Below are 12,647 nucleotides of genomic sequence, written 5' to 3'. Positions count from 1 at the left end.
CTCAACCAAATAGTCTGGCAGCAATGGCGAGAAGGTCACACCCGTTCCCATACCGAACACGGAAGTTAAGCTTCTCAGCGCCGATGGTAGTTGGGGCAGGCGCCCCTGTGAGAGTAGGACGTTGCCAGGCATGTGTAAAGGACAATCCGAGAGGATTGTCCTTTTTGCTGTTCAGAAGGGTAACCTAGAAGAGATGGCGAGTAAAAGGGACGTACTCTTAAAAGGTAACCAAAAAAGAGGATCTGAGAAGGGTCGTACACAAAGGCTCTTTTTTCATAGCTTGTTGCTTTTAGTGAAACTAAAGGACGATCTGACCATTACCCTTCGATTCGCTGATATAACATAAAAGTCGCTGATAAAAGCAACAGAGTCGCTGATAAAGGCAACAAAGTCGCTGATAAAAGTAACAAAGACGCTGATATATCAAAAAAAGCCACTGATAAGCTGAATATAGCAAGACCTTTTAGAAAAAAATTGGTGGAATTCTCAATTAAAATCATGAAGCGAATAAAAATTATCATCCTAATCAAAGGAATTAGGCAAATTTAGTAAGAAAGCAACAGTATTTTCGAAGACATCCTACACAAAAACAAGCGCTCCAAAAATCAGCAGGTAAAATACTCGAACCTACCTAACACTTACTTCTCTTTAATTTATCGTTCCACTATTAATTACCAAATTGTTTTAATAAAAACTTTTAAATAATCGCAGGTTTTGCAACCGTGCGATTTGGAGAAAATCATTAGTAGTGAATCGTTGCATCTACATAAGAATTTCAGTATAATTTATGTCAAATATAGTCAAAGTCAGAAGATAGGGGGTGGGAGGATGAGAAACATCTCCGATATCATCGAGAAGTATCTAAAACAAGTATTGGAAATGAGTGAAGAGGATCTTGTTGAAATTAAAAGAAGTGAAATCGCTGATAAATTTCAATGTGTTCCTTCACAAATCAATTATGTAATCAATACCCGCTTTACCATTGAAAGAGGATATATTGTTGAAAGCAAACGGGGCGGCGGCGGTTATATTCGGATAATTAAGGTTCAATCACATGATTTGGCGCATTTAATTGACCAATTGCTTTCACTCGTTCAGAGTCGTATTAGTCAAACAAGCGCCGAAGACGTCATTATCCGTCTTGTCCAAGAGGAAATTATTACAAAGCGGGAAGCAAAAATTATGTTAAGTGTAATTGATCGTTCTGTTTTATATATTGATCTTCCATACCGGGATGAATTAAGAGCAAGAATGTTAAAAGCTATGTTAACTTCCTTAAAATATAAATAATATTTGCTGCTGGAGAGGTGAGAGTATGATTTGCCAAGAATGTAATCAAAGGCCTGCAGCACTTCATTTTACCAAAATCATTAATGGTGAAAAGACAGAGGTGCATCTTTGTGAGAAGTGTTCACAAGAAAAGGGCGAGATGTTTATTTTTACTGGAGAATCGGGTTTTGCATTTAATAACCTGTTAGCAGGGTTGTTAAATATCGACCCTGCTTTTCAAGAGCCAAGCCAAAGCCCATTTCATCAGGAGGAAATCCTTCAGTGTGACTGCTGCTCGATGACATTTCCACAGTTTTTAAAGGTTGGTCGCTTCGGTTGTACCCATTGCTATGATACATTTAAGGATCAGCTAAAACCGGTATTAAGACGTCTTCACAGTGGAAACTGGACACATAACGGGAAAATTCCGAAAAGAATTGGCGGGGGCATTCACCTCCGTAAACAGATTGAAGAATTGAAAAATGACCTTAGAGAATCCATCTCCCATGAAGAGTTTGAGAAAGCCGCGGAGCTAAGAGATGAAATACGGACGTTAGAGAAAAAATTAGCTGGAAGTGAAAAGGGAGGGGAATAACGTGTCGCTTGAACGATTTCTTAATCAAGCTGTCAGCTCTTGGATGAGCGAAGAAGGACCTGACTCGGATATTGTCCTTAGTTCCCGAATTCGTTTAGCCCGGAACTTCGAAGATTATAAATTTCCAACTATTTTTTCACATGAAGAAGCAAAAATGATTATTGTAAATATGGAAGAAATTTTAGGAAGATCACGTTTTCAAAAATTTGGGCAAATGGAATTGTTGAAAATTGATGAATTGCAGCCACTTCAAAAGAGGGTGTTAGTAGAAAAGCATTTGATCAGCCCTCAACTAGCTGAAGAATCACCGTATGGTGCTGTTTTATTAACCGAAAATGAAGAAGTTAGTATTATGATTAATGAAGAGGATCATATTCGAATTCAATGCCTGTTCCCAGGATTGCAATTATCCCAAGCCTTAGATGCTGCTAATGAAATTGATGATTGGCTTGAAAGTAATATTCAGTATGCGTTTGATGAAAAGCACGGTTATTTAACCAGCTGTCCTACAAACGTGGGAACAGGTCTCCGTGCCTCTGTCATGATGCATTTGCCAGGGTTAATCTTAACGCAGCAGATTAATCGAATCATTCCTGCTATCAACCAATTAGGGCTTGTTGTAAGAGGAATTTATGGTGAAGGAAGTGAAGCGTTAGGGAATATTTTTCAAATCTCTAATCAAATCACGCTTGGAAAATCGGAGGAAGATATCGGCAGGGACCTTAAGGGGGTTGTCAGTCAGCTCATTTCACAAGAAAGGTCGGCCCGTGAAGCATTACGAAAAACTTCAAACATACAATTAGAAGACAGGATATTCCGTTCATTAGGCGTTCTGTCTAATAGTCGAATCATTGAGTCGAAAGAGGCAGCCAAGTGTTTATCAGATGTTCGGCTTGGGATAGATATAGGTTTTATCGAAAATTTACCAAAAACGATTTTAAATGAATTAATGATCTTAACCCAGCCAGGGTTTTTACAGCAATATGCAGGTGGTCCATTACGGCCGCATGAAAGGGATATCAGACGTGCAGCATTAATTAGAGAACGACTCATAATGGAGCAAGAAAAATAATGGTGAGGAGGAAGATAATATGATGTTCGGCCGTTTTACTGAGAGAGCACAAAAGGTGCTGGCTTTAGCACAAGAAGAGGCGATTCGCCTTGGACATAATAACATAGGAACAGAGCATATTTTATTAGGGTTAGTTCGCGAAGGGGAAGGAATTGCTGCAAAAGCGCTTTATGGTCTTGGCTTAGGTTCCGATAAAATCCAAAATGAAGTGGAAAATTTAATTGGCAAGGGACAAGAAACTTCTCAAACGATTCACTATACACCAAGAGCGAAAAAGGTCATTGAATTGTCAATGGATGAGGCGAGAAAATTAGGACATTCCTATGTGGGCACAGAGCATATTCTCCTTGGGTTGATTCGTGAGGGAGAAGGGGTTGCTGCCAGAGTCCTTAATAATCTTGGTGTTAGCTTAAATAAAGCAAGGCAGCAGGTGCTGCAATTATTAGGAAGTAACGAATCTGGAGGACATCAGGGCAGTTCCTCTGTTAGTGCTAACACCCCAACACTTGACAGCCTGGCTAGAGATTTAACTTCAATTGCCCGCGAAGGAAGCCTTGACCCTGTGATTGGACGCAGCAAGGAAATTCAGCGAGTTATCGAGGTTTTAAGTCGGCGGACAAAAAATAACCCAGTCCTAATTGGTGAGCCTGGTGTTGGGAAAACAGCGATTGCAGAAGGGCTGGCTCAGCAAATTGTGAATAATGAAGTGCCGGAAATTCTTCGCGATAAACGAGTCATGACCCTTGATATGGGAACAGTTGTAGCTGGGACGAAATATCGAGGTGAATTTGAGGACCGGTTGAAAAAAGTAATGGATGAGATTCGCCAGGCTGGTAATATTATTCTATTCATTGATGAGCTGCACACATTAATCGGCGCTGGTGGTGCAGAAGGTGCCATAGATGCTTCAAATATCTTAAAACCATCGCTAGCCCGCGGAGAGCTCCAGTGTATTGGAGCAACGACGCTTGATGAATATCGAAAATATATTGAAAAAGATGCCGCGTTAGAACGACGCTTCCAGCCGATCCGTGTCGATGAACCAACGGCAGACGAATCAATCCGAATTTTGGAGGGCTTACGAGACCGCTACGAAGCTCATCACCGTGTTTCGATTACTGATGAAGCCATTAAAGCAGCAGTAAAGCTTTCAGATCGGTATATTTCAGATCGTTTCCTGCCGGATAAAGCGATTGATTTAATCGATGAAGCGGGCTCAAAGGTACGGCTCCGCTCATATACTACGCCACCCAATTTAAAAGAATTAGAGGTAAAGCTTGAGGAAGTAAGGAAAGAAAAGGATTCAGCTGTCCAAAGTCAGGAATTTGAAAAAGCAGCCTCGTTAAGGGATACAGAACAGCGTCTGCGTGAACAGCTCGAAGAAACGAAGAAAACGTGGAAGGAAAAACAAGGAAAAGAAAATAATGAAGTGACGGTTGAGGATATTGCCAGTGTCGTTTCAAGCTGGACGGGAGTGCCCGTCTCCAAGCTTGCCGAAACGGAGACAGCAAAATTACTTAATTTAGAGGAAGTCCTTCATTCTCGGATTATTGGCCAGGAAGAGGCAGTCAAAGCAGTTTCTAAAGCCGTCCGCCGTGCACGTGCTGGATTAAAAGATCCTAAACGTCCAATCGGTTCCTTTGTTTTCCTTGGACCAACCGGGGTCGGAAAAACAGAATTAGCCCGTGCTCTTGCTGAGGCGATGTTTGGCGATGAAGATGCGATGATTCGGATTGATATGTCTGAATATATGGAGAAGCACTCCACGTCCCGACTAGTTGGTTCACCTCCGGGATATGTCGGTTATGAGGAAGGCGGACAATTAACGGAAAAGGTTCGCAGGAAACCGTACTCGGTTATTTTGCTCGATGAAATAGAAAAAGCACACCCAGATGTATTTAATATCCTGCTTCAAGTACTAGAAGATGGGCGCTTAACAGATTCAAAGGGAAGAACAGTTGATTTCCGAAATACTGTTCTGATAATGACCTCCAATGTAGGTGCTGAAGCGCTTAAACGTAATAAATACGTTGGTTTCAATATCCAAGATGGCGAGCACGATTATAAAGACATGAAGAGTAAGGTGATGGAGGAACTCAAGAAAGCCTTCCGTCCTGAATTCTTGAATCGGATCGATGAAATCATTGTTTTCCATGCCTTAGAAAGAAAGCATCTTAATGAAATTGTTACGTTGTTGTCAGACCAGCTAATCAAACGCTTAAAGGAACAGGATATTTCTATAGAGTTAACGGATGCTGCGAAGGAGAAAATATCACAAGAGGGTTATGACCCAGAGTATGGGGCAAGACCTCTCCGTCGTGCCATTCAAAAGCATATTGAAGACCGGCTCTCGGAAGAACTGCTAAAAGGGACATTATTGACCGGGCAGCTTGCAATAATTGATGTGGATAATGGTGAATTTATCGTGAGAATGGCCGAACAAACAAGTTTAGTGAAATAGAATAGTATCAGTTTTTCAACAGATAATTTTTAAGTGTTAAATAACAGCAAACAGAGGTACACGTGAATAAAGTCGATTCGTGTACCTCTTTTTTTTAAAAATATAAGAATTTTTAACATTGGACTTTAAGAATTGTCCAGCTCCAGCGCCCAGCGGCTAGTGTACTTCGCGCTTCTCCCTAAGATAAGTCAACATTGGTTCGTTTACGCTCACCGTGTTTCCTTTATCTCAGTCGAAGCACTCCAGTCCATACGCCGCTAACCGGGCGCTTGTGCTTTTAAGAGAGGAAAGAAGCAGGATGGCGAAACGAAAAACAAAGTTTATCTGTCAGGAGTGCGGGTATGAATCTCCAAAGTGGATGGGGAAATGTCCGGGTTGCGGGCAGTGGAATAAGATGGTTGAGGAAGTAGAGGTCACAGGCGCTTCAAGAAGGGGAGCGTTCGCGCATTCTCAGGGTGCCACAGGCCTTTTATCAAAACCAATGCCAATCAATACGATTGAAATGGAAAATGAACCGCGTATTTTAACCGACCTAAATGAACTGAACCGCGTCCTAGGCGGGGGAGTGGTAAAGGGCTCGTTAGTATTAATTGGCGGAGATCCAGGTATCGGAAAATCTACTCTTCTTTTGCAAGTATCTTCACAGCTTGCCAATAAAGGCAATCAGGTTTTATATATATCTGGTGAAGAGTCATTGAGACAAACGAAACTCCGTGCCGAACGATTAGGGATATCATCGGAAAATCTGTTAGTTTATGCGGAAACAAACCTAGAAGAAATAAACCGAACGATTGAGAATACAAACCCTAGCTTCGTTATCATTGACTCGATTCAGACCGTCTTCCACCCGGAAGTAACGTCAGCACCGGGCAGCGTATCACAGGTCCGTGAATGTACTTCCGAATTAATGAGAATCGGTAAAACGAAAGGGATTGCCATTTTTATTGTCGGGCACGTAACAAAAGAAGGCTCAATTGCGGGACCAAGGCTGTTAGAGCATATGGTAGATACCGTCCTTTATTTTGAAGGAGAAAGGCATCACACCTACCGGATTCTAAGGGCCGTGAAGAACCGCTTTGGCTCAACGAATGAAATGGGCATTTTTGAGATGAAGGAATTTGGTCTTGAAGAAGTAGAAAATCCATCAGAAATTTTTCTTGAAGAACGTTCCCGGGGAGCGGCAGGCTCGACTGTCGTAGCATCAATGGAAGGGACACGTCCTGTCCTCGTTGAAATTCAGGCGTTAATTTCACCGACAAGCTTTGGAAATCCAAGAAGAATGGCAACGGGAATCGACCATAACCGTGTGCCGCTCTTAATGGCCGTCTTAGAAAAGCGCGTTGGGATGCTGCTGCAAAATCAGGATGCCTACTTGAAAGTAGCAGGGGGCGTAAAATTGGATGAGCCTGCGATTGATTTGGCGGTTGCCGTTAGTATTGCCTCGAGTTTTAGGGATAAACCAACTAGGCCGACAGATTGCATTATTGGCGAAGTAGGATTAACTGGCGAAGTAAGACGGGTGTCAAGAATTGAGCAGCGTGTTCAGGAGGCTGCAAAGTTAGGCTTTGAACGTGTTATTTTGCCTGCCAATAATTTAAGTGGCTGGAAGGGGCCAAAGGGGGTCCAACTGATTGGGGTATCGTCGGTTAGTGAGGCACTAAAAGCAGCGTTGGAGGGTTAACAGATGGAAAATAAAAAGCTTGGTGAACAATCTGTCCGTGATGTTTTGCAGTTTATTGCACCCGGTGCACCCCTTCGCGAGGGAATTGATAATGTACTGAGGGCAAATACTGGGGGACTTATTGTTGTTGGTTATAAGGAAAAGCTAAAAGGAATTGTCGATGGCGGTTTTGAGATCAATTGCCCTTTTTCACCGAGCTTTTTATATGAATTGGCAAAAATGGATGGAGCGATTATCTTAAATGAATTAGGAAACAAAATCCTTTTTGCCAATGCTCAGCTAGCCCCTAACGCTGAAATACCTTCTTCCGAAACAGGTATGAGGCATCGCACTGCCGAAAGAGTGGCCAAACAGACCAAAGCCCTTGTGATTGCAATTTCACAAAGAAGAAATGTGATTACCTTGTATCAGGGGAATTTCCGCTATGTGCTAAAAGATATTGCCGTCATTTTGACAAAGGCTAATCAAGCGATTCAGACGCTTGAAAAGTATAAGTCAGTGTTGGAGCATAGTATTACTAATTTGAGTATTTTAGAGTTCGAGGAGTCGGTTACCTATAATGATTTTTTACTTGTCCTCCATCGTTTTGAAATGGTATTAAAGATAAAAAACGAACTGCTAACCTTTCTGCATGAGTTGGGGACAGAAGGACGGCTCATTCGCTTACAAATGAATGAAATTTTAACTGTTTTAGAAGATGAGATTATGTTGATTATTAAAGACTATGCCTTCGAACGGGATATAAAGGCGGGGGATGTCCTTGGTCGGATGCAGGTTTTAGCCAACAATGGCTCGCTTGAGGATATGGTCCTTTTAAAGTTAATGGGCTATCTTGGCTATGTTCATCTCGATGAAAATAAAAATCCGCGCGGCTATCGAATCCTTCATAAGATTCCCAGACTTCCTTCGATTATTATTGAAAATCTTATCAGCTCTTTTGGGGAACTTGCAAAAATCACCTCTGCTACGGTGGACGAACTGGATGATGTTGAGGGAATTGGGGAGGTTCGCGCGAAGAAAATACTAGAAGGCTTTCGATTGATTAAGGAGCGCTTAAACACTGACCGGCAGCTATAAAAGCATTGAAAAAACAATGCTCATGTGCTAAAATAAAAAATTTCAATTTGTTTGACACAAAATTTGTCCAATGCTACCCTATGGGAGTAAGCTGGAAGAAAACAAATAGATTTCAAAATGGTTACATTTTGGAAAAATAATCAGCAAATCAAGGTTTCAATTTTAGGAATATGTTTATAATGAATTAGAGGAGGTGAAGGAATGTTAAAACGAATTGTGCAAGCATGCTTCCTCATAATTGGAGGTACGCTTGGGATATTGTTATTACCGGAATTGTTCAGATTACTTCATATTAATGACATTCCACTAATTAGTAACGCATATGTCACTGCTATTTTAGGTGCTATTATCTTTTATCTTATTACCTTTTGGGCAGTAGATTATGTCTTTAATTTTATTAAATGGGCTGAAGATTCGTTAGTGAAAATCCCTGTAACAGATGTGCTTTTCGGCAGTGTAGGATTGATTTTTGGTTTGATTGTTGCTTTTTTGATTGGTTTTGCGCTAAATGCTATACAGGTACAATTTTTAAATGCGGTCGCGCCCATTTTGCTGACGCTATTGTTTGGCTACCTTGGCTTTCAGGTAGGCTTCAAAAAAAGGGATGAATTGCTAGGGCTTTTTGGTAATCGAAGCAATAAGAAGAAGACAGCCGACGAGGAGAACGAAAAGGCTATTGGTTCGGATTGGAAGATATTAGATACGAGCGTTATTATTGATGGCCGTGTTGCCGATATTTGTCAGACAGGGTTCTTGGAAGGAACGATTATTATTCCCCAGTTCGTGCTTGAGGAATTACAACATATCGCTGATTCTTCTGATGTGTTGAAACGAAATCGCGGCCGCAGAGGCTTGGACATCTTAAACCGTATTCAAAAGGAACTATCGATTAAGGTCGAAATTTACGAAGGTGATTTTGAAGAAATTAGCGAAGTAGATTCGAAGCTGGTGAAACTAGCTAAACTAACTAATGGTATCTTAGTAACCAATGATTTTAACTTAAATAAAGTATGCGAGCTGCAGAATGTTTCCGTGTTAAATATTAATGATTTAGCGAATGCTGTGAAGCCAGTTGTCCTTCCAGGTGAAGAATTGACCGTTCAAGTAATCAAGGATGGTAAAGAATATCACCAAGGTGTCGCCTATTTAGATGACGGTACAATGATTGTTGTCGAAGAAGGCAGAGAATATATCGGAAAAAGAATCGAGGTTCTTGTTACGAGTGTCCTCCAGACATCTGCTGGCAGAATGATTTTTGCCAAACCGAAATTACTGGAAAAAGCTTTATAGAGAGAAAAGCACAAGCTACCGTTTAGCGGCTGGGCGCACGAGCGAGACAAGAGAAAAGTGGAGGCGGCCAGGTTAGGTGCTGAAGACAGATAGATAGGGGTTTTTTTATGACTTACCAAGTCATTCTCCCGGCTGCTGGCCTGGGAAAAAGAATGGGAGCGGGGAAAAACAAGCTTTTATTGGAGCTTAAGGGAATACCTGTACTAATTCATACATTAAAGGTGTTTGAAGAGGATGAGGCTTGCAAGGGGATTATCTTGGCGATTCACCCACAGGATGAAGCGGACTTTATCGCTTTACTTGCTAAGTATAGCGTAACAAAAGTAATCAACTTAGTGCCAGGCGGGGAAGAACGTCAACATAGCATTTATAATGCCTTGAAAACAGTGAACTCTGATGGAATTATCCTTGTTCATGATGCGGCAAGACCTTTTATCCAAAAAGAACAGATTCACCGATTAACTGAAGCTGCCGAGAAAACGGGTGCTGCCATTATTGCGGTTCCGGCAAAAGACACGATGAAAAAAGTACAAGATGGTGTGGTAGTGGAAACTGTCGAGCGTTCAAGCTTGTGGGCTGTTCAAACCCCACAAGCTTTTCGTATTTCTCTTTTACAGGAGGCCTATGAAAAGGCAGACAAAGATCACTTTCTTGGCACAGATGATTCCAGTTTAGTGGAGCGTCTTAAGCATCCTGTAGCCATTGTAGAAGGCAATTACGATAATATTAAACTAACCACACCAGAAGATTTATTTTTTGCAGAAGCGATACTAGAAAAGCGAAAGCGCCTTGGTTAGGGGCGATATAGGGAGATTTGAAATTGGCAAGCGAAGCCAGCCAGTTTCTTAGTCTCCCTTAATGCGTACAGAAAGCGATAGCTTTCTGTAGCCAAGCATAAGATAAGCGCTGACAGAAGGCGTCTTTTGCCTTCCGAAGCGATTCGCTTATGACCTCGAGCCCCTAGGCGCTGTAGCTAGACAGTAATCGAAGTTCAAAGATTTGATATTTATTAGAGAAAAAGAGGGGTTTTTAATCATGTTTCGAATTGGACAGGGCTTTGATGTTCACCAATTAACAGAAGGGCGCCCGCTGATCATTGGCGGAATCACGATTCCATACGAAAAGGGACTATTGGGTCATTCGGATGCAGATGTTTTATTACATACGGTTTCCGATGCCTGCCTCGGTGCGATTGGGGAAGGTGATATCGGTAAACATTTCCCTGATACGGATGCAAAATTCAAGGATGCTGATTCCGCAAAGCTGATGGAGCATGTTTGGCAGATGGTGAAAGATAAGGGATACGAGCTTGTTAATGCCGATTGCACCATTATCGCCCAAAAGCCGAAAATGGCTCCTTATATCGAGCAAATGCGCGTTCGGATTGCCGAGTTGTTAGATGCATCACCGGAACAAATTAATGTAAAGGCAACAACGACAGAGAAACTGGGCTTTACCGGCAGGGGAGAGGGGATTGCTTCTCAGGTGGTTGTATTGTTAAAAAAGAAAAACATTTAAGCTTTATCAGAGAAAAGCACAATGGTACAATAAGCAGATAAAAAACATATGGTAAAGATGGAGGCATTATTGTTATGTCAAACGAAGTTCGTGTAAGGTATGCTCCAAGTCCAACTGGACATTTACATATTGGAAACGCCCGTACAGCGCTTTTCAATTACTTATTTGCACGTAATCAAGGCGGAAAATTTATTATTCGAATTGAAGATACAGATAAAAAGCGAAATATTGCTGGCGGAGAGGAAAGCCAGTTAAAATACTTAAAATGGCTTGGCATGGATTGGGACGAGGGTGTCGATGTCGGCGGGGAATACGGACCTTACCGTCAATCGGAAAGAAATGATCTATATGAAATCTACTACAATCAATTACTAGCAAAGGGTCATGCTTATCAATGCTATTGCACAGAGGCAGAAATTGAAGCAGAGCGTGAGGCCCAATCAGAACGAGGTGAAACACCTCATTATTCTGGTAAATGCCGCCATTTAACCGAAGAAGAACGCCACCAATTTGAGAGCGAAGGTCGCAAACCAAGTATTCGAATTGCCGTACCGGAAGGAAAAACCTATACGTTTGATGATATGGTAAAAGGTACTGTTTCTTTTGAATCGGAAGGGATGGGCGACTGGGTTATTATCAAAAAGGATGGGACGCCAACCTATAATTTTGCCGTAACGATTGATGATTACTTAATGAAGATTTCCCATGTGCTTCGCGGGGATGATCATATCTCTAATACACCAAAGCAGTTGATGGTCTATGAAGCATTAGGTTGGGAACCGCCAATTTTCGGCCATATGACGTTGATTGTCAATGAAAGCCGTAAGAAATTAAGTAAGCGTGATGAATCGATTATCCAGTTCATTGAGCAATATGAGGATTTGGGCTATCTTCCGGAAGCTTTATTTAACTTTATTACCTTGCTTGGCTGGTCGCCGGCTGGTGAGGAGGAGATTTACTCCAAAGAAGAGTTCATTGAGATATTTGATGCGAGTCGCCTATCCAAATCACCGGCATTATTTGATAAGCAAAAGCTAACCTGGATGAACAACCAATACATGAAAAAGATTGAGCTTGACCGCGTTGTTGACCTATCCTTGCCACACTTAATTAAAGCAGGCCGTTTAAGTAAAACGATGACAGATGAACAGCATCAGTGGGCACGAAGTCTAGTGGCTCTCCTCCAGGAAAAAATGAGTTTTGGTGCTGAAATTATCGGATTATCGGATATGTTCTTTAAGGACGAAGCAGAATACGAAGCGGATGCGAAGGAAATTTTAGCAGGAGAACAAGTTCCAGAAGTGTTAAAAGCATTTTCCCACGAGCTTGATCAACTTGAAAGCTTCCAAGCTGATGGAATCAAGGCGGCGATGAAGGCAGTGCAAAAGTCTACCGGCCATAAGGGGAAAAATCTGTTTATGCCAATCCGGGCAGCGGTGACAGGACAGACACACGGACCAGACCTTCCGCAAGCGATAGAGCTTTTAGGTAAACATAAGGTTCAAATGAGAATTCATAAAATTATTGGTTAACATTAAAGGGAAAATGTAATATAGTAAAAGAAACAAGAAATGCACGCTTCCTTTGTACGATGCTAATGGTGCTGAGACCTTCCTTGTGGAGTTGGATCGAAGTCAAATATAATAAATTCTAATATATAGAAAAAGCGTAGAAGAGGAAAAGT

The 12,647-nt window shown here is 41.6% G+C and carries 10 protein-coding genes, 1 rRNA gene and 1 other annotated feature (1 of these 12 running past the window's edge); all 11 genes read left to right on the top strand.

Annotated elements, in window-relative coordinates:
* The first annotated feature begins 13 nt into the window (after nt 1–13).
* Nucleotides 14–130 (top strand): 5S ribosomal RNA (rrf, locus tag M5A78_RS19375).
* 698 nt (nt 131–828) lie between these two features.
* Nucleotides 829–1,290: a CtsR family transcriptional regulator gene (locus tag M5A78_RS19370; RefSeq protein ID WP_248736921.1), complete on the top strand. Its 462-nt coding sequence runs from the start codon at nt 829–831 to the stop codon at nt 1,288–1,290.
* Between the two features lie 25 nt (nt 1,291–1,315).
* Nucleotides 1,316–1,864 (top strand): UvrB/UvrC motif-containing protein, encoded by a 549-nt coding sequence (locus M5A78_RS19365; protein ID WP_248736920.1) that lies wholly within the window; start codon nt 1,316–1,318, stop codon nt 1,862–1,864.
* 1 nt (nt 1,865) lies between these two features.
* Nucleotides 1,866–2,936, top strand: coding sequence for a protein arginine kinase (locus tag M5A78_RS19360; protein WP_248736919.1), 1,071 nt, complete (start codon nt 1,866–1,868; stop codon nt 2,934–2,936).
* Nucleotides 2,937–2,955: 19 nt separating this feature from the next.
* Nucleotides 2,956–5,397, top strand: a complete 2,442-nt coding sequence (clpC, locus tag M5A78_RS19355) for an ATP-dependent protease ATP-binding subunit ClpC (protein WP_248736918.1) — start codon at nt 2,956–2,958, stop codon at nt 5,395–5,397.
* A 298-nt stretch (nt 5,398–5,695) separates the two neighbouring features.
* Complete coding sequence (gene radA / locus M5A78_RS19350) at nt 5,696–7,078, top strand: DNA repair protein RadA (RefSeq protein ID WP_248736917.1); 1,383 nt, start codon at nt 5,696–5,698, stop codon at nt 7,076–7,078.
* A 3-nt stretch (nt 7,079–7,081) separates the two neighbouring features.
* Entirely contained in the window at nt 7,082–8,155 is a 1,074-nt protein-coding gene (gene disA, locus M5A78_RS19345; protein WP_248736916.1) for a DNA integrity scanning diadenylate cyclase DisA, read from the top strand.
* A 201-nt stretch (nt 8,156–8,356) separates the two neighbouring features.
* Complete coding sequence (locus tag M5A78_RS19340; RefSeq protein ID WP_248736915.1) at nt 8,357–9,445, top strand: PIN/TRAM domain-containing protein; 1,089 nt, start codon at nt 8,357–8,359, stop codon at nt 9,443–9,445.
* Between the two features lie 107 nt (nt 9,446–9,552).
* On the top strand, nt 9,553–10,242 hold the full coding sequence (gene ispD / locus M5A78_RS19335) for a 2-C-methyl-D-erythritol 4-phosphate cytidylyltransferase (protein WP_248736914.1): 690 nt from the start codon (nt 9,553–9,555) through the stop codon (nt 10,240–10,242).
* Between the two features lie 238 nt (nt 10,243–10,480).
* Nucleotides 10,481–10,963, top strand: a complete 483-nt coding sequence (gene ispF, locus M5A78_RS19330) for a 2-C-methyl-D-erythritol 2,4-cyclodiphosphate synthase (protein ID WP_248736913.1) — start codon at nt 10,481–10,483, stop codon at nt 10,961–10,963.
* Between the two features lie 74 nt (nt 10,964–11,037).
* The gene (gltX, locus tag M5A78_RS19325; protein WP_248736912.1) at nt 11,038–12,495 is read left to right on the top strand and encodes a glutamate--tRNA ligase; all 1,458 of its coding nucleotides are present in this window, start codon (nt 11,038–11,040) and stop codon (nt 12,493–12,495) included.
* 128 nt (nt 12,496–12,623) lie between these two features.
* Nucleotides 12,624–12,647 (top strand) — a binding site (T-box leader) (it continues 245 nt past the right edge of the window).

The organism is Neobacillus rhizosphaerae, from assembly GCF_937468385.1.
GTDB classification, from domain to species: domain Bacteria; phylum Bacillota; class Bacilli; order Bacillales; family Cytobacillaceae; genus Neobacillus; species Neobacillus rhizosphaerae.
This window is presented reverse-complemented; position numbering and strand designations above follow the sequence as displayed.

Coding starts and splice junctions, on each gene's coding strand:
- clpC (WP_248736918.1), top strand. CDS start 2,956: ATGATGTTCGGCCGTTTTACTGAGAGAGCACAAAAGGTGCTGGCTTTA.
- gltX (WP_248736912.1), top strand. CDS start 11,038: ATGTCAAACGAAGTTCGTGTAAGGTATGCTCCAAGTCCAACTGGACAT.
- M5A78_RS19365 (WP_248736920.1), top strand. CDS start 1,316: ATGATTTGCCAAGAATGTAATCAAAGGCCTGCAGCACTTCATTTTACC.
- ispF (WP_248736913.1), top strand. CDS start 10,481: ATGTTTCGAATTGGACAGGGCTTTGATGTTCACCAATTAACAGAAGGG.
- M5A78_RS19340 (WP_248736915.1), top strand. CDS start 8,357: ATGTTAAAACGAATTGTGCAAGCATGCTTCCTCATAATTGGAGGTACG.
- ispD (WP_248736914.1), top strand. CDS start 9,553: ATGACTTACCAAGTCATTCTCCCGGCTGCTGGCCTGGGAAAAAGAATG.
- M5A78_RS19370 (WP_248736921.1), top strand. CDS start 829: ATGAGAAACATCTCCGATATCATCGAGAAGTATCTAAAACAAGTATTG.
- radA (WP_248736917.1), top strand. CDS start 5,696: ATGGCGAAACGAAAAACAAAGTTTATCTGTCAGGAGTGCGGGTATGAA.
- disA (WP_248736916.1), top strand. CDS start 7,082: ATGGAAAATAAAAAGCTTGGTGAACAATCTGTCCGTGATGTTTTGCAG.